The sequence below is a fragment of the Terriglobales bacterium genome, from assembly GCA_035651655.1.
Lineage (GTDB): Bacteria > Acidobacteriota > Terriglobia > Terriglobales > Acidobacteriaceae > DASRFG01.
Window position 1 is genome coordinate 101,278 of sequence record DASRFG010000025.1, and the last position, 21,118, is coordinate 122,395.

A 21,118-nucleotide genomic window follows, 5' to 3' on the forward strand; every position below is an offset into this window, starting at 1 on the left:
TCAATGCACCGCTACTGCTCTTATCTGGTTCTTACAATCTTGATCGTCAGCCTGGCCGCCGCCCAGCACAAGCCTGCGCCGTCCAAACCTCATCCCGCTGCGGCTAACGCTCCGGTGAAGGCGGATGCGCCCGGCACATTGCCTTCGGAAGATACGGTCAACGCCTTCATGAAAAGCATGTTCGGGCATGATCCGTCGGTCACCTGGAAGATCGACTCCATCCGGCCGTCGCACGACCCTACCATCGCCGAGGTGTCGGTATTGATGAGCAACGCGCAAGGGCAGCAGATGGCCACCTTCTTCGTCACTCCCGGCCAGCACTATGCCGTCACCGGCGAGATGATCCCTTTCGGCGCCGATCCGTTCGCGCCCGCGCGAGCCGAGTTGGAAAAAGCTGCCCGCGGTCCGGCGCGTGGTCCGGCGAACGCTCCCGTCCTGCTGGTGGAATTCAGCGATCTACAGTGCCCGCACTGCAAAGACGCGCAGCCCACCATTGACCGGTTGCTGAGCGAAGAACCCAACGTCCGTTTTGTCTTCCAGAATTTTCCTCTTCCCATGCACAACTGGGCCTACAAAGCCGCGGCCTTCGCCGACTGCGTTGCCCAGCAGAACAACGACGCCTTTTGGAAATTCATAAAGGCGGTGTACGACGATCAGCAGAACATCACCGAGTCCAACGCCGAAGAGAAGCTCACCGCAGCAGCCACCGCCGCCGGCGCCAATGGCCAAACCGCCTCCACCTGCGCCGCCTCCGCCAATGCTCGTGCTCGGGTGGAGCAGTCTCTCCAATTGGGCAAAGTAGTGGACGTGAACAGCACTCCAACCCTCTTCATCAACGGTCGAAAGATGGGAATCGGTGGCGTGCCTTACGAACTGCTGAAAAGCATGGTGGACTACCAGGCGAAACCGGCGAAGTAGGTCGACCGCCGATCAGGCTTACTACGGCAACCACACCTCGGTGCTCTCCGAGGTGGGCGTGCTCAACACGTGGGGGGTAATCACCACCAGCAGTTCGTTGTCGTCCTGCTGGTTCTGGTTCGATCCTGTGATCTTGTTTATTCCCGGCACCTGCGCAACTAACGGTAGGCCTTGCAGGCTCTTGATCTCCTGGTTGGAAATTGTGCCTGCCACCACGGCCGGCTCTCCGTTTTTCACCATGATCATGCCCTTATATTCGCGGGTATTGATGATGGGCACGCCATTAATGCTCTGTCCGCCGAGTGCCCGCAGCTGAAGTTCCAGGTTCAGGGTCACACTGGAACTGCCGTGAATCGCCGGCTTGGCCTTCAACGTTAGCCCCAAGTCCTCGTAATTAAAGGACGGGAAGGGCGCGGTGAAGCTGCCATTCTGAATTACGTTCGCAATCGCAGGCGTATTGAACACGGGGGCAAAGCTGGCATTCAAAATCGGAAACCGTGTTCCAGCGCGAAAGGTCGCAGAATCGCCCTGAGCAGCATGCAGGGTCACGTGGTCGAGGGTGGTCGCCCAGGACTCATTCAAGGAGAGGGTGGCGGTCACTTGCGGAATGGAAATTCCCGTCAAGGTTTTGCCGCCTCCGAAGGTGGCCAGGGGCTGAGAAAAAATCGAATTACTCTGCTGGTTCTGAAGTTGTGCCAAGAGCGCCGAAAGCTTGGTGGTATCGGCCTGGTTGATTCCGCCGCTCGAGATCAGCTGATTGATGAGCTGCTGAATGTTCTGTCCCCCGAGCAACGCCAGTGCGCCCGCGGGAATATTGAAGATGCTGAACTGTGCCGGTGCATTGATTCCCATATTCCGCGTGAAGGTGTGGCTCACTTCGAACAATTGCACATCCAGCAGCACCTGCGGACGAGACTCGTCGAGATTTTCGAGCAGCCGGGTGGCCGCCTCCAGAACCTGCTGCGGAGCGCGGACCGTAATGGTGGAGCTGGCCACCTGTTGGCTCACGAAGCGCACCTCAAAAAGCGTGCGCAGCATGTTGACCACATCATTTAGTTGCTGCGGTGAGGTGACCGCTGGAATGTAAATGGTGCGCATCGCCATGCGGTCAAATTGCCGATGGTTCTGTTGCGTGTCAGCCGCGATCATCAGTTGCTTTTCGTCGAGTGGCGCCCAAAAAGTTTTGGTCACCAGGCAGGCCTGCCGCATGGCGGTAAAAAAATTCACGTTGGTGACGTCGAATTTCACCCGCCGCGGCTGCACCGACTCATCCATTATGGCGGTAAGGCCGTAGGTTTTCACGACCTGCTGCAACAGCTCTCTTGAATCGCCGGTAAAGTGGAAGTCGGCCACAACCTCTTGGGGCCGGACCTGAATCTCACCCGCCTCGGCGAGGACGCGTGTCTGCGCCGGCCTGGCACCAGGCGTCCACTCGCCCAGCGCGTCGCGCATACGTTGCCTGGCAAATTCGTTGCTAGGGTCGAGTTGCGAGGCCGCACGAAATTCCGCTTGCGCCTCCACCTGTTTTTTCGCCAGAAGACTCGCGTTGCCACGTTGCAAATGCTCAAACACAACTTGTTGACGCGTGATCTCCTGCGCGCTCAGATAGTCGGTGTTTTCCGGGACCAGCCGGGCCGCATGCTCAAACGATTCGAACGCCTCCCGATTCTTCCCCGAGCGCCGCAGCTTCACTCCGCGCTCGAAGGCCTCGCGTGCCTGCTTCAGGTCATCCTTGGAGTGCGAGCACTTTGCCGCGCCCGGTTGGCAGGAAGTTGCGGGCGGGAGGTCTCCGGCCCCAGCCGCAGCACCCACCATGGCTAAAATGGCCACCAGAATTCTCATTCGTACCCCGATTTTACCCGTCCATGGCCGAATTGCAGCGCTTTAATCAGAGGATTGTTTCCGGCTCCATACAACAGGGAACGGCAAAGCTCACGCCAGTTGCAGCAGATCGGTGCAGCAGGTTACGCAGGTATCAGGGCCATGCGACAACAGTTCTTCCTGGCTGAACATGCCCGTCGCCACGGAGATCACGGGCACTTGCAGTTGGCGGGCCGCTTGGATGTCCGAAGGCGTGTCGCCCACAATGCAGACCTGCGCCCCCTCCCCCAATTGCCGCCGGGCCTCGCCAATCCCCTGCCGGAAGATATCGGCCCGCAATTCGTTCGGCCCGCTGAAAGAACCAAAAGCAAAGAACTGCCGTAGTTCCGCTGCTTGCAATTTCAACCAGCCAATGGGTTCCAGATTTCCCGAGACCACTCCGAGCAATTTTCCTGCGGTCTGCAACCTCAAAAGCATTTCTACCACCGAGGGGCAGACCTGTGGCGCCATCTTGCCCGCATTGCGCCTGGCTTCCTCGCACATAATGTCAATCGCCGCCGGCAGCTTGGCTAGAAAATCAGCCTCTGAGATGCCGCCGTTCAGAGTCACCGCCCGCAGAATTCCCAGGTCGGTATTACCATGTACCGGCACGCTATCAATTTTTGTCGTCAGCCCGTACACCTTCTGCAACGCAACGTGAAAGGCGTTGTAGTGCACACCGTCGCGCGAATTGACCAGTGTGCCGTCAATATCAAACAGGTAGGCGTCGGCGCTCATCCACCGGAAAGAATGGTTGCTGCTGAGGGGTTTGGTCTGCGCAGACATGAAATCAATTTCGGAAATGCCGGCTTACTCGCGGATCATCACCCGCTCAATCGCGCTGGCTCGGCCGGTTGCGGCATCGCACTCCACCACCACTCCGCAGAGCTTCACATCACCGGTCGCCGGTTCAAAGCGCACCGGCATGTTGTTCAGAAAACGCGCGATGATCTGCTCCTTTTGCACCCCAATGACGCCGTCGAAAGGCCCGGTCATTCCCACGTCGGTCAGATACGCCGTCCCTTTGGGCAGGATGCGCTCGTCCGCGGTAGGCACGTGGGTATGCGTTCCCACCAACGCCGTAACCTTTCCATCCAGGTACCAGCCCAGGGCGATTTTTTCCGAGGTGGCTTCGGCGTGGAAATCCACAAAGATTACCTTGGCCTTGATCTGCGACAGCAATTCGTCGGCTTTCCGAAAGGGATCGTCATTGGCGCTCATGAACACCCGGCCCTGCAGATTCATCACCGCGTAGGCCTCGCCCTGGCGGGTCTTACCCTCAAAAACTCCCCACCCTGGCAGGCTCGCGGGATAATTCGCCGGGCGCAGCAGACGCCGCGCCGGCCCGCTGCCGTTCGCCGACTCGTAGTAGGCGATGATTTCTTTCTTGTCCCAGACGTGGTTGCCGGTGGTGATTACTTCGATCCCACAGTCGAACAACTCCTCCGCCAGCGGCGGAGTAATGCCGAAGCCGGCGGCCGCGTTCTCGCCGTTGGCGATGATCAGATCGGCGCGCTTCTCCTTGGCCAGACTGGCAAGCCTCTGGCGGACGATGGTACGTCCCGGTTTGCCGAAAATATCGCCAATAAAGAGGATGCGCACGGCGCGAAGCTCCAGCTTCAACCAACTTTCGATGGTAACACGCACCGTCGCGTGCCTGGCTGAGGTACTCAGTTCGCCAATTCCGCACTGCGCAGAAAGTCGTAATTGCCCGCCGGATTCAGCTCCAGATTCCTGACCCGTCGCGTGTGCACCAGCACGTTGTCCAAATACCAGAGATTGATGTAGGGCAAGTCGTTGGCCAGAATTTGCTGGATGCGGCGGTAGAGGTGCTTGCGCCGCTGCTGGTCGGATTCGCGCCGCGCCCGGTCAATCAGCGCATCCACCTGCGGGTTCGAGTAGTAGCTGCGATTGGCGCCATGCGGCGGAAATTTGTCGGAATGGAAGACGTATTCGAAGATGTCCGGGTCCTGATTGCCGCCGATCCAGCGCAGCGAGTACATCTGGAAGGCGCCCTTGGTCACATCTGAGAAGAAGGTTGCGAACTCGAAGGTCCGGATGTCGAGCGCGATGCCGATCTCGCGCAATTGCTGTTGCAGCACGGCTGCAATCAGGCGCGTGCTCTCCTCGGTTGAGGTCTTCATGGTCAGGTGAAAACGCACTCCTTTGGTCGCCGGATATCCCGCCTCATCGAGCAACCGCCGCGCTCGCTCGGGGTCGTATGCGTAATCGGGGAGGCTGGGATCGTAAGCCCAGCTCTCTGGCGGAAGCGGACTTTTGGCAGGGCGCGCCAGATCTCGCCACAGGTAGTGCATGAACGGCCGGCGATCTATCGAGTAAGCGATTGCCTGGCGCACGCGTGCGTCCTTCACAATGGGATCGCGGGCGTTGAACGCCAGGTAGGCGTAAATCGTTCCCGGACCGTCCAGGATTTCGAGCGACCGGTCGCGGCGTATGGCCACGATCATGTCAGAGGTGAGCGCGTTGATGGCAAGGTCGGCGCTCCCCTTGCGCAGTTCGAGAGCGCGCGTGGTGGTGTCCGGCACCACCGCGAAGCGCACGCGCTTCAGCCTCGCCTTTGCGCCCCAGTAATCGTCGTTGCGTTCGATGATGACTTCCTTGTCCAGTTGCGCCGAAACAAAGCGATACGGCCCCGAACCGATGGGATGGAGCGCAATCTCCGGTCCGCTGCCATAGGGCACGATGCCGATCGCACCCCCTGATACGTTCCACGGCAGGGTCGCGAACGGCTCTTTTAAATGAAATACAACCGTGTAATCGTCAGGCGCTTCCACCCGGTCAACAAAACGATAGGCGGCAGACTTGGTGCTGCGAATCTTGCCTTGGAGCAGCGAGTCGAAGGTCCACTTCACATCGCGCGACGTGAGCGGGCGGCCATCGTGAAAGCGCACGCCGTGGTGGAGATGAAAAACGTAGGTGAGCGCATCCGGCATCTCCCAGCGCTCCGCCAGCCAGGGCTGCACGTTCATGTGCTCGTCCCGGGTGAGCAGGTCGTCGAAGATCAGGCCGCCGATGCGCTCCGATTGTGCGTCCAGGCCAACGCGCGGATCAAGGTTCGTGGGGCTGCTCTCGATGATCATCACCAGCGTGTTGGGATCGGGGCCATGTGTGCAGGAGAGTGTGGCGAGGAGGAGGGAGAGAAGGAAAAGCAAGCGAGGGGTGAATTGCAAAACCAAGCTCCCTCGGCTCGGGCCTCGACTTTTCAGTCGGCCCTCGCTCGGGATGACAGTGTGATGGAGCAGTCGATCCTCGCCTGGGATGACAATCGGGTGCGCGGTGCGGCTGAAGTTAGCCGGCATAAGAAACCTTGCCCAGGATTGCCGGACGCTTCGCGCCTGTGGCTGAGGGAATGTTCGAGGGCAGCCGCCGCCAGGTCTGGTAGGCGAGCAGCGCAAAGGCCGCGGCCTCCTTGGCTTCGGCGGGTAATCCAAACTCATCAGTCCGGCGCACCTTCAAACCCAGCGGCTTGAGTTTGTCGCCGAGCATGCCCATCAGCGTGGGATTGCGGGCGCCGCCCCCAGAGACGATGAAATCGCGGAAGGCTCCCGAGTTTGAGCCCCCCGGGCGCGCTCCACGCAGCACAAAATCGCGGATCGCCTGCGTAATCGAGCGCGAGGTCAGCGCGGTGGCCGTGGCCACAACATCCTGCTTCGGGGCCTTTCCGCAGCGCCGCAGAAAATCGCGCACGAACTCGCGGCCGAATTCCTCGCGTCCCGCGGTCTTCGGCGGCTGCCTTAGGAAGAACGGCTGCCGCAACAGGGAAGTGACCACCTTCTCCATAACCCTTCCGCCAGCGGCGATGCGGCCATCGCGGTCGTAATTCTTGCCGAAAAGTTTTGAGACGACCGCGTCCATCACCATGTTCCCCGGCCCGGTATCGAAGGCAATCACCTGCTCAGGAGTGGCGGCCGCCGGAAGCGCGCTCAGATTGGCGATGCCGCCGATGTTTTGCACGATACGGCCTGCCCGCGCATCGCGGTACAGCAAATAATCGAGAAAGGGAACCAGCGGCGCGCCCTTGCCCCCGGCGGCCATGTCGGCCGGCCGAAAATCGGACACCACCGGCACACCCAGGCGGGCAGCGATGATCGCCGCCTCGCCCGTCTGCCAGGTAGTGCTCACTTTCCGGCCGAGGAAGACCGCCGGCTCGCCCTGGTGATAGAGCGTCTGCCCATGGCAGCCCACAAGTTCAAGTATTACTTTAACGGTGCCCCGGTTGAGTTTTTCCAGTGTATTGCGCACCCCCTCCGCGTAAAGCTCACCCAGAAGAAAATTAAGCCGCGCCAGGTCGGCGACGCTCGCCTGCTCGGCGTTCATGGTGGCCAGAATTTTCTGCCTCACCGGGCGCGGAAAGGGATACTCGGCGTGAGCCAGCAGCTCAAATTTCGGAAGACTCTGCTGGCTGCCGCCAGAATCGCCGACCCGCAAAACCGCCACGTTGATGCCATCGGCGGATGTGCCGCTCATCACCCCGGCGACGATCACGCCGACTCCTCACCGCGATTGCCGGGGCGATTAATTCCTTCGATGCGCACCTGCTCACCCAGCTCCCAAAGCTCGCGGCCAAGCCGCTCAATCACCGCCGGCCAAGGCGCCGCTTGCCGGCGGCGCGGCAGGGCCCTGCGCTTGAACTTCAGCACCCGCTGGCTGGCGGCGCGTACCTGCTTGGCGAACTTGCGGTCGCGCTCCGTCTCCCGCACCACTGCCTCCCAGGCGGGCAGCACGTTTTCTTGTTTCTGGCAGAGAAGAAAAATATCGCACCCGGCGCGCAGACTGGCCACCGCTGCCTCCGCGACCGAGCGTCCCGCCAGCGCCCCGCCCATGTCGAGATCGTCGGAAAGCACCAGCCCTCGATACCCGATCTTTTTTCGCAACACCTCACCAATGAGTTTTTTGGAGAGCGATGCTGGCGTGTGGTCTCGCGTTATCGCCGGATACGCAGCATGTCCGACAATCACAAGAGGGAAGTCGCTTCTGAGTTTGCGGTAAGGCAGCAAGTCCTCCGCCCACAATTTCTTCCAACTTTTCTCGATTACCGGCTGGTCGTAGTGACTGTCCAGCGTGCCTTCACCCAGGCCGGGGAAATGCTTCCCGCAGCTCAGAACGCGAGCCTTTCGCAGCCCGGCCAGAAACTCACGTGCATAGGTGATGACCTGCTTCGGATCGGCCGAAACCGCCCGCGACGCCAATGCCGACCGCGAAGCCTCAAAGGCCAGGTCCACCACCGGGGCAAAATCCGTATTAAACCCAAAGGCGCTTACCGCCTCCCCGATAATTTGCCCGTGCTTGCGAAATAGTTTCTTGTCGCCGGTAGCAAACACATCGGCGGCCGAAGGTGACGGCGCCAGCGCGTTGCGCAAGCGGTCCACCTTGCCGCCCTCCATGTCCACGCAGGCGAGGAGCGGTGTCGAAACCTGCGCCGCGCAATCGTCCAAGAGTTCCCAGGTCTGTTGTGGAGTCTGAATATTATGGGCAAACAGGATCACGCCAGCGGGCTGGATCTCGCGCAGCAGGCCGCGCAGGCTCGACGACATCTGCGCGCCCGAAAAGCCCATGATGAGGGTTTGGCCCGCCGCAGCGCGGAGATCGGTGGTTTTCGCCATCAGATCAAAACCTGCTCAGCGCCGAGCTGGCGAGAACGCCGATTGGAAGGGAAAGATCTTCAACCAGCCACCTGCTTCTTCAGCTCCGCCAGCAGATTCATGGCTTCGAGGGGCGTCAGCCGATCCAGGTCGGCGGCCCGCAGCTGCTCCAGGATTTTTTCCGAGAGCGGCGTGAACATGGTGAGCTGCACCGTGGATCGCGCGGCCTCATCCCCTGCCAGCTCGCCCGTGAGCCGATGCTCTGCGCTCTCGTGCTCCGCCAATACTTCCCGCGCCCGATGGATCACCTCCAGCGGCAATCCCGCCAACTTGGCGACCTCGATTCCGTAGCTGCGGTCAGCCGGTCCCGGCTCAACCTTGCGCAGGAAGACAATCCCGCCGCCGGTTTCCTTCACGGAAACGTGATAGTTCTTCACGCCCGAGAGCTTTTCCGCCAGCTCGGTCAGCTCGTGGTAGTGGGTCGCGAAGAGGGTCTTTGCCCGGGTTCGCGCTTGCAAATATTCAATGGCCGCCCAGGCAATGGCCAATCCATCGTAAGTCGCCGTGCCGCGACCGACCTCATCGAGCAGCACCAACGAACGTGGCGTCGCGGTGTGCAGGATGGCGGCGGTTTCCGTCATCTCCACCATAAACGTCGAGCGCCCGCGGGCTAGGTTGTCGCTGGCGCCGATGCGGGTAAATACCCGGTCAATTACGCCCAGCCGTGCCGCCCGCGCCGGCACAAACGATCCCATCTGCGCCAGGATCACGATCAGCGCCGCCTGCCGCAGGTAGGTTGACTTGCCGCCCATGTTGGGCCCGGTGAGGATGAGGATGGTGTCCGTGGTCGGGTTGAGATACAGATCGTTGGCTATAAAGCGCTCGCTGCTCGTAGTCAGCTCAGGCTGCTCGATCACCGGGTGGCGACCTTCGACAATCTCAATGTCGCCGCCATCGTCAAACTTCGGCCGGCAATAGTTCCGCACCGCGGCCACATGCGCGAAAGCAGCCAGCAGGTCGGCCTCGGCAATGGCCAGCGCGGTTTGCCGAATCCGTCGCGCCTCGGTGGCGATGGCCCCCCGCAGCTCGGTAAACAGCCGTCGCTCGATCTCGACGATCTTTTCCTGGGCGTCGAGGATCTTGGCTTCGTACTCTTTCAGCTCGGGCGTGGTGAAACGCTCGGCATTCACCAGCGTCTGTTTGCGCTCGTAGTCCTGCGGCGCCAGGTGCTGGTTGGCCTTCGAAATCTCCAGGTAGTAGCCGAAGACAGAGTTAAACTTTACCTTTAAGGAAGCGATTCCCGTGCGCTGCCGCTCGCGCTGCTCCACCTGCGCCAGATATTGCTTGCTGTTGCGGCTCAGGTCGCGCAACTCGTCGAGCGCGGCGTCCACACCGCTGCGAATCACGCCGCCATCGGCAAAGCTCAGCGGCGGCTCGGGCACGATGGTGGTATCAATGCGGTGCCGCAGGTTCGCCAGTTCATCCAAAGCCGCATGTAGGCTGCGCAGCCGCTCCGCCGAGAGCTGTCCCAGCGCCGCCTTCACCGCCGGAATTTTCGCCAGCGACGCAGCCAACGCCAGCACGTCGCGCGGGTTTGCGGTTTCAAGGGTCACCCGGCTCAACAGTCGCTCCAGGTCGAGAATTCCCTGCAGCGCCCGGCGCATGTCTTCCCGGGCGACCGTGTCCTTCACCGCGGCTTCCACGGCGTCCAGCCGGCCATTGATCTCGGATACATCAACCGAGGGCCGTAGCATCCAGGCGCGCAGCAGGCGCTTGCCCATGGGCGTGACCGTCGCATCCACGGCGCGGAACAGAGTTACGCCATCCGCCGCGCCCGCGAACAACGGCTCCGTCAGCTCCAGGTTGCGCACCGTCACCGCGTCCAGCACCAGGCAATTCTGGCGCTCATAAAACCCGATGCGATCAATGTGGTCGAGCGTGCCGCGCTGGGTGCTGCGGGCGTAGTGCAGGATGGCGCCTGCCGCGGTCGCCGCCGCCGGCTTCCCGGCCAGGCCAAAGCCCTCGAGCGAGAGCACTCCAAAATGATTTTCTACTAACGGAATGGCATGATCGGGCGCGAAGATCCAGTCATCCAGCGGCGTCTCCGCCCAGCTGACGATGCCATCGCCCGCCATGCGGGGCAGAGAAGCGGGCGCAGTCTTTTGCCGCGCTTGAGGGTTTCCATTCCTGACTGGCGACACCTCAAACAGCGGCGCCGAGGACCCAAACAGCAGCTCGCGCGGGCGCAACTGCTGCAGCTCGTCCCGGATGCGGCGCTCGGCGTCGGCGCCCTGAAACTCGGTTGCCCGGAACTCGCCGGTTGAGAGGTCGAGCGCGGCAAAACCCACCGCATTCCCCACCTTGGCCAGCGCGGCCAGAAAATTGTTTTCTTCGGAACCAAGTGACGAATCGGCCGCCGTTCCCGGCGTGACCACCCGCGTCACCTCGCGCCGTACTAGCTTTTTGGCCAGGCGCGCGTCTTCCATCTGGTCGCAAATTGCTACCTTGAAGCCCTTGCGGATCAGCTTGGAGATGTACCCCTCGGCGCTGTGGTAAGGCACACCGCACATGGGCACCGCATTGCCCTTTTCCTTATTGCGCGCCGTCAGCGTGATCTGCAGCTCGCGGGCCGCCACAACGGCGTCTTCGAAGAACAGCTCGTAAAAATCGCCCAGCCGGAAGAAAAGCAACGCCTGCGGGTGCTCTTTTTTTATGGCGGTGTACTGCCGCATCAACGGCGTGGAAGGCTCGGTCATCTGCACCGGAGTAGGTGGCCGGATTATAACAAAGCCAGCTGTGGGAACTCGCCACACTTTGGTAGCTGCCAACCCCGCGGTTGACTCTAGCTCGCGGCGGTGGTTTCCTACAGTGCATGGAACTGCGCAAGGACCCCATCACTCGCTCCTGGGTGATCACCGGAGACGCTCCCGATGCGCCCCGCCGCGAGGAGCGCTTCTGCCGCTTCTGTCCCGATGCGCCCTCGCAGCCGCAAGTAGTTTCCTCCATGCCTTCACTCGACGGCGGCCCCTGGTCGGCGCGCGCCGTGGTGCATCCCGCGCCGCTCTACCGGGTGGAGGGAGATCCGCAACGGCGCGGAGAGGGCATCTACGACCGCATGTCTTCGGTGGGGGCCCATGAGGTGCTAGTGGAGAACGTTCGTCATGATCGCCATTTGTGGCGGGCCAGCGATGCCGAAATCGAGCGCTTCCTGGTCCTGGCCGGACAACGCATCCAGGACCTAAAACGCGACCAGCGTTTCAAATACGTCAGCATCTTCAAGGATTACGGCAATGTTGCCGGCCAGGAGTTCGAGCACCCCACCTCGCAACTCACCGGCACCACCTTCGTTCCCCGCCGTGTGCTCTACGAGCTGCGCGCCAGCCGCGACTATTACGGCCAAAAAGAGCGTTGCGTCTTCTGCGACATCCTGGCGCAGGAGGAGCGGCAAGGGGTGCGCATCATCGAAACTCGCGGCGACTACACCGCTCTTTGTCCTTACGCCCCGCGTGTTCCCTATGAAACCTGGATCGTGCCCCGCTTCCACGAAGCCGCCTTCGAGCGCGCGGCCCTGGTTCGGCCAGGGGCGTTGCTCGATCTTGCCACCCTCTTGCGCCGGACCTTGGACCGCATTCGCTCCATCACCGAGGACTTCCATCTGGTCCTGCACACATCGCCCAATAGTTTGCATGAGTCCAGCAGCTTGGAGTATTGGAAGACCATCGACGAGGACTACCACTGGCACATCGAGATCATGCCCATCATCGCCAGCAAGGCCAAGTCCTACACCTTCAAAGAGGTGTATTACAGCCCGCTGAGCTCGGAAACCGCCGCCCAGCGCCTGCGCGAAGCTTCTGCGGGAGCCTGACTTCAATGAACTCCATCGGCAACCCTCGCCGCATGAAGACCTACACCGGGCAGATGGGATACGTTTACCAGTACTACTTTGTCGGCAAGCGTCCCGCTCTGGCCGATGCTCCCGAAGCGCCCGCCACGGAATACATCTTCGACGTCACTCCCGATCGCAAGACCACTTACGCGGTGAGCATTTTCCTGCGCGACGCTGCCCTCGAATCCTGGCGTGCCGCCCACGGCCGCAATTTAAGCGACACCGAGCAATACGCCGCCGCCAAGATGCGCCTGCTGCGCGGCTTCGACGAGATCGAAAACTTGAAAAAAGATAGCCGTCGCTTGTCCGTGGACGCCACGAACATCGACGAGCTGCTGGCAGACTTGCGCCTGGAATGAAACCTTCTTTTGTCATTCCTGTGAGAGCGCTGACTGAAAACTCGAAGCGCTAACGAATGGACCTTTTGACTTGCACACCGCCTTGAGCCCAGCGGACGGTCTTAACTTTTCTTGCTCGCTGCGCAGGCGCGCGCGAGATGGCGAGCCCACGCTATCTCGCCGGCGACACGCCTGCCACGGGAGGTCTGAATGAGCTGTCGGGAGACAGTCAGCAGGTCCCGGCTGGTGTCCAGCAGAAGGCGGGACTTCACCACCCTGGTTAACGGCTTCCAGTTCAAGGCCAGCATGTCAGATAGGATGCTACAGCTGGAACCTATGATAGTCCTCTCTCCCGTACTATCCAACCCTGCCGCAGTCCTGAAACCGACCTTCCCAGCACCTGAGGCTGCTTAAACTCTCGTTTCCCCTGGGCGGGCAGAATATAATCGCTACTGCACAAAAATAGAGACACCTGCCCGTGACTCAAATAGGCGGGCTTGGACGTGCGGCTCCTGGTATGCCTCTTCTCTGGTTGCGAGTAGCGGTGGTTTTCTACGCCATGGGAATGGTGTACGCGCTCCTTCTGCTGACCCGGCGCAGCGACCTGCTGGCTCGCCTCGCGCTGCCCGCCGTGGCGCTCGGCATGGTCTTCCACTTCGTCTCCCTCACCGAGACCGCCCTCCTCGAGCGCCAGCTCACCTTGGCATCGCTGCACAATTCCGAGTCGCTGTTGGCCTTTGTCATCATTCTGTTCTTCATGATCGTCTACGCCCGCTACCGCACCAGCACACCCGGAATTGTGGTCTTTCCCCTGGTGTTCCTCCTCACCTTTGCCGCGGCCATGAGCCAGCAGGAGATCCTGCTCTCCACCCCGTTCGTGCGCAGCGGCTGGATCTTCCTCCACATCGCACTTATCTTTATTGGCTACGCCGCGCTCTTCCTCAGTTTTGCCGCCAGCCTGCTCTATCTGATTCAGGAGCGCACCCTCAAGGCCAAGCAGCCCAGCGGCATCCTGGGGCGTCTGCCGGCCCTGCAGACCATCGACGAGATCGGCTATCGCTCGCTGCTTCTGGGATTCCCGTTTATGACCTTGGGCCTGATGGCGGGCTCCGTGGTCGCCCAATCGAAATATGGCGCCATGTATTTCCACGATCCCAAAATTGTTCTGTCCCTTCTGATGTGGGCGGTGTACGTGGTCCTGCTCTATACCCGCTGGAGTTCCGGATGGCGCGGCCGCCGCGCCGCCTATCTCGCCACCTGCGCCTTTGCCGCCGCCGTGATTGCCTGGGCAGCAAATTACTTCAGCGCGGTGCATGGGTTCGTCTCGCCATGAGCTTCCTTCTGCTCGGCGTCAACCACAACACCGCACCGGTGGAGGTACGGGAGCGGCTGGCTGTTCCCGAATCACGACTGCCGGAGGCCATGCGGCGGCTCGCCCACTCTCCCGGCGTCGAAGAGGGCCTGGTCCTTTCCACCTGCAATCGTGTCGAGCTGCTGGTCAGCGCCAAAAACGGCAGCACCGACTTGCGTGCCTTCCTGCGCGAATTCTTTGAGCTTGATCCTGCGGTTTATGCCAGCCACCTTTACGAACTCCGCGAAGGTGAGGCCATTCGCCATCTCTTCCGCGTAGCTTCCAGTCTGGATTCCATGGTGGTGGGCGAGCCGCAGATCCTCGGCCAAGTGAAGGAAGCCTATGCCATGGCCCGGGCGGTGGGCGCCATTCACTCGCATCTGGATGCGCTGCTGACGCGCTCCTTTGCGGTTGCCAAGCGCGTGCGCAGCGAAACTGCCGTGGGCTCGTCGGCGGTTTCAGTGGCCTCGGTCGCCGTGGAGCTGGCAAAAAAAATCTTCGGCTCGCTGCACGGGCGCGCAGTTTATCTGGTGGGCGCCGGCAAGATGAGCGAACTGGCGGCGCGACACCTGGTGGCGCACGGCGCTGCCAGCATCTTCGTCGCCAACCGCACCTACCAGCACGCCCAGGAGCTGGCAGCCAAGTTCGGCGGGCAGGTGATGCTTTTTGAGCAACTCTATGAGACCGCGGATCGCGCTGACATCGTCATCACCTCTACCGGCGCGCCCCACGCCATCTTCCGCCGCGAGCATGGCGAGCTCTTCCTCATGCGCCGCCGCAACCGGCCGATGTTCTTTATTGATATCGCCGTGCCTCGGGACGTGGACCCCGAAATCAACAAACTCGACGGCATCTTCGTTTATGACATTGACGATCTGCAGTCGGCCGTAGCCTCGCATGTCGCCGACCGGCGCAAAGAGGCCGAGCGCGCCGAAGCCATCGTCGATGCCGAAGTCGAGCGTTTCCAGGCGCGCCTGAAGACCGTTGATGTGGTTCCCACCATCGTTTCTTTGCATGATCATCTCGAGACCATCCGGCAGGCAGAGATTGACCGCGTCCGCGGACGGCTCGGCCCGCTCAGCCCGGAACAGGAGATGGCCATCGAGACCCTCACTCGCGGCATCGTCAACAAAGTCCTGCACACTCCCATCAGCGCTCTGAAAACCGCCGCCCGCGACCCGCAGGCGACCACCCTCATCGAGTTGGTACGAAAGCTGTTTAATCTGCAGGAAGAGAGTCAGGCCCGCGCCACCGCGGCGAGCAGGTCGGAAACCAGCAAACGATCAGGGACGGATTCCTGAATGGCGACGCTGCGCATCGGGTCGCGCGGCTCGCAGCTCGCGCTCTGGCAGGCCAACCATGTCGCCGACCAGCTGCGCCAGCGCGGGCATCAGGTTGAGATCGAGGTCATCCATACTACCGGCGACAAAGTCATCGAGATTCCCCTGGTGAAAGTGGGCACCAAGGGCATGTTCACCAAGGAGATCGAACAAGCGTTGGTGGAAGGCCGAGTGGACCTGGCGGTGCACAGCCTGAAAGACCTGCCCACAGATTTGCTGCCAGGATTTGAGCTGGCGGCAATCACTCCTCGCGAGGACCCCCACGACGCGTTCGTCTCCCAGAAGTTCAACCGCTTCGCGGACTTGCCCAAAAATGCTCGCGTGGGCACCAGCAGCCTGCGTCGTGAGGCGCAAGTCAGGGCTTTGCGCCGCGATCTCGAGGTTCGTCCTCTGCGCGGCAACGTTGACACTCGCTTGCGCAAGCTGCAATTCAGCGAATACGACGCCATTATTCTTGCCGCCGCAGGCTTGCGGCGGCTGGCCCACACCGGGATGTTGCGCGAAATATTCTCCGCCGAGGTGATGTGTCCGGCGGCCGGGCAGGGCGCGCTGGCCATCGAGGTCCGCGCCGGAGACGCTGCCGTGCGCGAACATCTCGTCTTCCTGGATGACCCCGCTGCCCGCGCCACAACCTCTTGTGAACGGGCGCTGCTGCGACGACTCGGCGGCGGATGCCAGGTTCCCATTGGGGCCCTGGCGGAGATGCGCGGTAAGCAATTGCTCCTCCGTGCCGTGGTCGCGCGGCCGGATGGCTCCCGCATTCTTCGCGAGGCGCAGACCGGAAGTGACGCCGAGAAACTGGGCGACGCCGTCGCGCAGGCGCTTTTGCGCGCAGGGGCCGACGCCATCCTGCAGGAAATTTACGGCTTGGCCGCCGCGACCCCGCAACAACCGTGACCCAACTTTGTCTTCTGGAGCGCCAGCGAAGGACCTGCTTGTGAGTGTCATCCCGAGCGTAGCGAGAGACGTAGGTCTTAAAATGAACCATCTGCACGGCCGCCGAATTCTTGTCAGCCGGGCTCGCGAGCAGGCCAGTGAGCTCTCATCCAAACTGCGGGCTTTAGGCGCGGAAGTCCTGGAAATTCCATTCATCGAAATTCGGCCGCCGCGTTCCTTTCAAAAACTCGACAACGCTCTGCGCCGAATCCAACAATACGACTGGCTCATCCTCACCAGCGTCAACGGTGTGAAGGCTCTATTTACAAGGCTGGAACAGCTTGCCATTGCGCCGCAGCAGATACGAGAGTTGCAGATTGCCGCCATCGGCCCGGCGACCAGGGCCGCGATCGAGCAGCAGGGGCTGAAAGTGACAGTTGTGCCGCAAGAATATGTCGCTGAATCCGTGGTGCGCAGCCTGCGCGCAAAAGTTCGCGGCAAACGAGCCCTGCTGGTGCGGGCCAAAGTTGCTCGCGATGTGATCCCCCGGCGGCTACGCGAGGCCGGTGCAAAAGTTGACGTCGTCGAGGCCTACGAAACCATCGCCCCCAAGAAATCTGCCGCTGAACTCAAAAGAGTCCTGGCAGATCCCGCCCACGCCCCGCACGTGATCACCTTCACCAGTTCCTCCACTGCCAGGAATTTTCTGGCCCTGCTCGGCGCCCGAGCGAACCGGTCCGTCTTGGATGGAATAAAGCTCGCCTCCATCGGTCCCGTCACCTCCGCTACTCTGCGCGATCTCGGCCTGCGTGTAGACATCGAGGCCCGCGAGTTCACGATGCAAGGACTGGTCAAGGCGATAGCCGCATCCTAGTGGCTACTCCTTCAGTGTGCACCCGCAATCTGCCGGTGGAACATGCGCCTTCACAAAATCCCCAATGCGCTTCCACGAATCAATCTGATTTTCTACCCGCGAAAATCCGTGCCCCTCGTCTTCGTAGATCTTCAACTCCACCACGCCGCCGCGTTTCTTGATGGCATCCGCCACCTGCTGCGATTCCGATTTCGGACAGCGGGGATCGTGGCCCCCGGCCAGAATCAACAGCGGCGCTTTGATGCGGTCCACAAAATAAATCGGCGAGCGGTCTTGCCACAATGTCTTGTTCTTCACCGGATCACCCATCGTCGCCAGATCGTATTCACGCAGCACCGGGTCTTCGTTCTCCACTTCCGTAAAATAATTCACGAAAGGAACAATAGGCACGCCCGCCGCCCACACCTCGGGCGCCTTGGTCACCGCCATCATGCTCATGTACCCGCCGTAGCTGCCGCCCATCACAATCAGTTTCTTGGGATCGGGAAATCCGGTCTTCAAAATAAAGTCGGCGGCCGCCAGCACGTCCTGCAGATCGCCGCCTCCCATGTCGAAGAAATTGGCCTGCTGAAATTCCTTGCCGAAGCCGGTTGACCCGCGATAATTCGGCGCGATCACCAGATACCCCTGGTTCACCAGGTACTGCACCCCGCGGTTAAAGCCGTTCATGGTTTGCGACGCCGGGCCGCCATGCACGTACACCACCGCCGCATTCTGCTTATTGCGCTGCGCATTGTAGGGGACATAAACCAAAGCCGAGATTTGCCACTTACCGTCGCGGCTTGGGTAGTGCACCAGAAATGGTGCAACCATGTCTTCGCTGCGCACCCCCGCCACCAGCGAGTGCGTCACCTGGTGGGATTGCCGCGAAGCCACGTCGTACACCCAGGCGTCTCCCGGCGCATCCGGCCCGTTATGGCTATATAGAAGACGCGATCCGTCGCGCGTGAACGCCGACTCTGCTCCGCCCAGCGAATTGACTCCCTTCGGCAGTGGCAGGGCTTCTGTGCGTCCGGTGGCGAGATCGTGAAAATAAATATCGGTGTTGCCATCCACATTCGCAGTCCACGTGACGGTCTTTCCGTCCGGCGAAAAGGTTCCGCCCTCCAGTTCCCACTTGTCCTGCGTCAACCAGTCAATTTTTTTCGAAACGATATCGAGCAGCCCCACGTTCAGATACCCGTTTCCGGCATCAGAGGTGATCAGCAACTTCTTGCCATCCGCCGACCAATCGCTCGCGGAGTAAAGATGCTCCCCCGTATGCGGCGTGCCCTTGGTGCTTTTTCCGGTCGCCACCTCGACCACGAAGATGTCCGAATCCGTCGGTTTGGCGTGCACCTGGGTGTACGCGATCCACTTCCCATCGCGCGACCACACCGGGCTGACATTGCCGCGGTCTTTAGGCGTGTTCGTGGTTAAGTGCCGCACCTGCCGCGTGACCACGTCCATCACCTCAATCTCATAACTCGAGGAAGTCTTCGGCTTCACTATGTATGCCAGCTGCTGCCCGTCCGGCGACCACGTCGGGGACTCTTCAGCAATATCCGGCGTCTTGGTCAGGTTGATCACATCGCCGTTCAGCGGCGATACCACAAAAATGTCCCACTGCTCGTCGCCGTCGTAATCGGACATGTAGGCGATCCATTTTCCTGTAGGCGACCACGCCGGCGAAAACTGCCGCTGATTGCTTACAGTGAGCTGCACCGGCCAACCGCCTTCCGCCGGCACCGTCCAGATATTGCTTCGCCCGCTGATGTTGGTCACGAAAGCGATAGTTTTACCATCCGGCGACCAAGCCGTACCTACCAGGCTGCGGGTCATGAACAGCTTCTCCACCGAGAGTCTCTGCACGTCGGCTTTGGATTTGCTGGTGATCTGTAGCGGGTGGGCGATAGCCGCCGGGGTGGCGAGTTGCTGGGCGAGGGTAAGCGTGCTCATGAATATGACCATAACAAAGCTACACTTGATTCGCATGTTTGATTCTTCCAGTGAACTACGACTTGTAAGATTGTCATTCCGAGCGCAGCGAGGAATCCCTAAGACTCCCGTACGCTCATGCTGCTATCGAGGTCCCTGGTTTCCCTATTCGACCCGCAGCTTACCTTGCCGCCTTATGGATCTCGACTGTTGACCAGGTCTTGTCGGCAGCGTGGCAGATATTTTCCAGCGGACAATCGGCACACTTGGGCTGGCGCGCCAGGCACAGCTTGCGGCCGTGCCAGATGAGCTGATGAGCAAACTGGATCCACTTCTCGCGCGGGATCACCTTCATCAGGTCCTGTTCGATCTTTTGCGGGTCATCGTTCCTGGTCAGCTCCAGGCGTCGCGCGATCCGGTGAACGTGCGTGTCAACCACCACGCCTTCAGCTTTGTCGAACCACGTCCCCAAAACCACGTTCGCGGTCTTGCGGGCCACCCCCGGAATGGTGAGCAGCTTGTCCATCTCGTCTGGCACCTGGCCGCCGAAGTCTGCAATCAGTTTCTTAGCCGCGCCCACCACCGATTTGCTCTTGTTACGGAAAAAACCAGTTGAGCGAATATCGGGTTCGAGCTGCTCCGGCTTGAGCTGGGCAAAAGCCTGCGGCGTGGGATATTTGCGAAAGATCTCGGGGGTCACCATGTTCACCCGCACATCGGTGCACTGCGCCGAAAGAATCGTTGCTACCAGCAGCTCCCAGGCGCTCTTGTGATTCAGTGCACAAGTCACCCCGGGATAGGTCTGGTCCAGGCGTTTAAGAATCTCCTGCAGGCGCTCTGGCGCAACCGGATCGTAGCCAAACTTTTTCTGCCCTGATGGTTTTTGGTATTTTGCCGCTGCCGCTTGACCGGCAGCCGATTTGAACTGCACTGGGTTGTTTCCAGACTTAAAACTTCGTGCTTGAGGCGGCGTGCCTCGCGGTGTGGCCCGCTTCACTCCCGCCTGCCGTCCGCTTTTGGTCGGTTGACGGGGAACAATGCCACGCGCCATCAGCCCAACCGCTCCAGCATTTCCTCTACCGACGTCTGCACGCAGGTCACTCGCGGGGTGTCCACTGCTGTGTATGCGCTGTTTTCCGTATCGCGCAACTGCTGCACCATATCCAGGAAATCTTCCGGGTAGTCGCTCTCATACGCCAGCACATACTCCGGATCGTCAATTCCAAAAGAGTAGGCGATGTGGAAGCGCACCCGTGGAAATTCGTCGATCACCTGAATGTACTCATTAATGATGCGCTGCCGCTCCTCCCACACCAGCTGGTACCAATCGCGCGTCTTCCGGAGCGGATACACAAATAGGTACTTCGCCTTTCCGGCTTTCACGAATCCGCGCTCGTCGTCGTGCTCGCGGCTGGACTTGATGGCGTACTGCATGCGCTTGGTCATCGCCAGGTAGGAATACTTGGTCTCGAGGTATCCTCCCAGCCGTGTCGCCAGCAACTCCCGCGACATGCTCTGCAGGCATTCGAGCGAGTAGCAGATGCGCCACAGCACCATGTCGCAGTCCGCGCGCATACCCACCGTCGAGTAGGTAAGCAACCGCAGTTCGCCGAAACTTGACCAGCGTCGCAGCACCTCGGCCGCTTCCCGACGATGCTCATCTCGTTCCGCATGCGCCAGCCGGCGCCACTCGGGCATCACTTTATAAAATGAAAAACTTACCAATTGGCGGCGCGACTCCTGGCCACCCGGCATGCTGCTTTGCGGCTCCGACTTGATAGCCTGCGCCATTAATGCCCCCAGAAGAACGATAAATGTTAGCAGAAACTACTCTCCGGGTTAGATGCCCCGCGGACCGCGACCAAACTCAGCTGCCCTGCGCTCTTGGGCGGTTTTAAAAGGGCGCGGCTTCCAGCTCTCCTTCCGCTGCACTCGATTGTCCTTGAAAGGGCGCCCGCTTTTAGCCGACGAGGCACGTGCCAGATGATAATTAGGAATGGATGTCGCGCAGCACTCCACACCAGCCCGGCAGGGCGGCACAGAATTTAGCCCAGCCCTCAGCGCTGGGAACGCGTCATAAAAAATACCAGAGCCCCGGCGGGGCGACACCTAACGACCGCAATTTGTCTTTGAAAGGGCGCGCCTTCCAGCCGCG

General features: G+C 60.8%; 17 protein-coding genes. 7 read left to right on the top strand and 10 right to left on the bottom strand.

Going from position 1 to position 21,118, the window contains the following annotated elements:
* Positions 1–3 precede the first annotated feature (3 nt).
* Positions 4–918 carry a thioredoxin domain-containing protein gene (locus VFA76_12575; protein ID HZR32673.1) on the top strand — a complete coding sequence of 305 codons (915 nt, stop codon included), beginning with the start codon at positions 4–6 and terminating at the stop codon, positions 916–918.
* Positions 919–939: 21 nt separating this feature from the next.
* On the opposite strand, the gene VFA76_12580 is transcribed toward VFA76_12575, so the two are convergent.
* The 7 genes from VFA76_12580 to mutS form a co-directional block, all read right to left on the bottom strand.
* Complete coding sequence (locus tag VFA76_12580; protein ID HZR32674.1) at positions 940–2,760, bottom strand: hypothetical protein; 1,821 nt, start codon at positions 2,758–2,760, stop codon at positions 940–942.
* Between the two features lie 90 nt (positions 2,761–2,850).
* Positions 2,851–3,564 (bottom strand): HAD hydrolase-like protein, encoded by a 714-nt coding sequence (locus VFA76_12585; GenBank protein HZR32675.1) that lies wholly within the window; start codon positions 3,562–3,564, stop codon positions 2,851–2,853.
* A gap of 24 nt (positions 3,565–3,588) precedes the next feature.
* Positions 3,589–4,380: a TIGR00282 family metallophosphoesterase gene (locus VFA76_12590; GenBank protein ID HZR32676.1), complete on the bottom strand. Its 792-nt coding sequence runs from the start codon at positions 4,378–4,380 to the stop codon at positions 3,589–3,591.
* A gap of 68 nt (positions 4,381–4,448) precedes the next feature.
* Positions 4,449–5,969 (bottom strand): ABC transporter substrate-binding protein, encoded by a 1,521-nt coding sequence (locus VFA76_12595; protein ID HZR32677.1) that lies wholly within the window; start codon positions 5,967–5,969, stop codon positions 4,449–4,451.
* Positions 5,970–6,087: 118 nt separating this feature from the next.
* Positions 6,088–7,284, bottom strand: a complete 1,197-nt coding sequence (locus VFA76_12600) for an anhydro-N-acetylmuramic acid kinase (GenBank protein HZR32678.1) — start codon at positions 7,282–7,284, stop codon at positions 6,088–6,090.
* The gene (nagZ, locus tag VFA76_12605; GenBank protein ID HZR32679.1) at positions 7,281–8,402 is read right to left on the bottom strand and encodes a beta-N-acetylhexosaminidase; all 1,122 of its coding nucleotides are present in this window, start codon (positions 8,400–8,402) and stop codon (positions 7,281–7,283) included. The genes VFA76_12600 and nagZ overlap by 4 nt, the downstream gene beginning before the upstream one ends.
* 59 nt (positions 8,403–8,461) lie before the next feature.
* Positions 8,462–11,137 (bottom strand): DNA mismatch repair protein MutS, encoded by a 2,676-nt coding sequence (gene mutS, locus VFA76_12610; GenBank protein HZR32680.1) that lies wholly within the window; start codon positions 11,135–11,137, stop codon positions 8,462–8,464.
* A gap of 116 nt (positions 11,138–11,253) precedes the next feature.
* Between mutS and VFA76_12615 the strand changes: the two genes are divergently transcribed.
* The 6 genes from VFA76_12615 (at position 11,254) to VFA76_12640 (ending at position 17,046) form a co-directional block, all read left to right on the top strand.
* A complete protein-coding gene (locus VFA76_12615; protein HZR32681.1) occupies positions 11,254–12,246 on the top strand; it encodes a hypothetical protein in 993 nt (330 codons plus the stop codon).
* Between the two features lie 5 nt (positions 12,247–12,251).
* Positions 12,252–12,626, top strand: a complete 375-nt coding sequence (locus VFA76_12620; protein HZR32682.1) for a hypothetical protein — start codon at positions 12,252–12,254, stop codon at positions 12,624–12,626.
* A gap of 523 nt (positions 12,627–13,149) precedes the next feature.
* Positions 13,150–13,938, top strand: coding sequence for a cytochrome c biogenesis protein CcsA (gene ccsA, locus VFA76_12625; protein ID HZR32683.1), 789 nt, complete (start codon positions 13,150–13,152; stop codon positions 13,936–13,938).
* Positions 13,935–15,257 (top strand): glutamyl-tRNA reductase, encoded by a 1,323-nt coding sequence (gene hemA / locus VFA76_12630; protein ID HZR32684.1) that lies wholly within the window; start codon positions 13,935–13,937, stop codon positions 15,255–15,257. Before ccsA ends, hemA begins: the two co-directional genes overlap by 4 nt.
* Positions 15,258–16,193 carry a hydroxymethylbilane synthase gene (gene hemC, locus VFA76_12635; GenBank protein HZR32685.1) on the top strand — a complete coding sequence of 312 codons (936 nt, stop codon included), beginning with the start codon at positions 15,258–15,260 and terminating at the stop codon, positions 16,191–16,193. It begins immediately after the preceding gene.
* A gap of 82 nt (positions 16,194–16,275) precedes the next feature.
* Positions 16,276–17,046, top strand: a complete 771-nt coding sequence (locus tag VFA76_12640; GenBank protein HZR32686.1) for a uroporphyrinogen-III synthase — start codon at positions 16,276–16,278, stop codon at positions 17,044–17,046.
* Between the two features lie 3 nt (positions 17,047–17,049).
* Here the strand turns inward: VFA76_12640 and VFA76_12645 are convergent, their stop codons facing one another.
* The 3 genes from VFA76_12645 to VFA76_12655 all read right to left on the bottom strand — a co-directional run bounded on the left by VFA76_12645 (position 17,050) and on the right by VFA76_12655 (position 20,754).
* The gene (locus VFA76_12645; GenBank protein ID HZR32687.1) at positions 17,050–19,020 is read right to left on the bottom strand and encodes a S9 family peptidase; all 1,971 of its coding nucleotides are present in this window, start codon (positions 19,018–19,020) and stop codon (positions 17,050–17,052) included.
* A gap of 124 nt (positions 19,021–19,144) precedes the next feature.
* On the bottom strand, positions 19,145–20,014 hold the full coding sequence (nth, locus tag VFA76_12650; GenBank protein HZR32688.1) for an endonuclease III: 870 nt from the start codon (positions 20,012–20,014) through the stop codon (positions 19,145–19,147).
* Positions 20,014–20,754, bottom strand: a complete 741-nt coding sequence (locus tag VFA76_12655; GenBank protein ID HZR32689.1) for a chlorite dismutase family protein — start codon at positions 20,752–20,754, stop codon at positions 20,014–20,016. Before VFA76_12655 ends, nth begins: the two co-directional genes overlap by 1 nt.
* Positions 20,755–21,118: the final 364 nt, after the last annotated feature.

Bases quoted from the DNA above. Each gene is read 5' to 3' on its own strand.
- VFA76_12620 (HZR32682.1), top strand. From the start codon at position 12,252: ATGAACTCCATCGGCAACCCTCGCCGCATGAAGACCTACACCGGGCAG.
- hemA (HZR32684.1), top strand. From the start codon at position 13,935: ATGAGCTTCCTTCTGCTCGGCGTCAACCACAACACCGCACCGGTGGAG.
- VFA76_12655 (HZR32689.1), bottom strand. From the start codon at position 20,754: ATGGCGCAGGCTATCAAGTCGGAGCCGCAAAGCAGCATGCCGGGTGGC.
- VFA76_12575 (HZR32673.1), top strand. From the start codon at position 4: ATGCACCGCTACTGCTCTTATCTGGTTCTTACAATCTTGATCGTCAGC.
- VFA76_12585 (HZR32675.1), bottom strand. From the start codon at position 3,564: ATGTCTGCGCAGACCAAACCCCTCAGCAGCAACCATTCTTTCCGGTGG.
- VFA76_12640 (HZR32686.1), top strand. From the start codon at position 16,276: ATGAACCATCTGCACGGCCGCCGAATTCTTGTCAGCCGGGCTCGCGAG.
- VFA76_12580 (HZR32674.1), bottom strand. From the start codon at position 2,760: ATGAGAATTCTGGTGGCCATTTTAGCCATGGTGGGTGCTGCGGCTGGG.
- nth (HZR32688.1), bottom strand. From the start codon at position 20,014: ATGGCGCGTGGCATTGTTCCCCGTCAACCGACCAAAAGCGGACGGCAG.
- VFA76_12615 (HZR32681.1), top strand. From the start codon at position 11,254: ATGGAACTGCGCAAGGACCCCATCACTCGCTCCTGGGTGATCACCGGA.
- mutS (HZR32680.1), bottom strand. From the start codon at position 11,137: ATGACCGAGCCTTCCACGCCGTTGATGCGGCAGTACACCGCCATAAAA.
- hemC (HZR32685.1), top strand. From the start codon at position 15,258: ATGGCGACGCTGCGCATCGGGTCGCGCGGCTCGCAGCTCGCGCTCTGG.
- VFA76_12645 (HZR32687.1), bottom strand. From the start codon at position 19,020: ATGCGAATCAAGTGTAGCTTTGTTATGGTCATATTCATGAGCACGCTT.
- nagZ (HZR32679.1), bottom strand. From the start codon at position 8,402: ATGGCGAAAACCACCGATCTCCGCGCTGCGGCGGGCCAAACCCTCATC.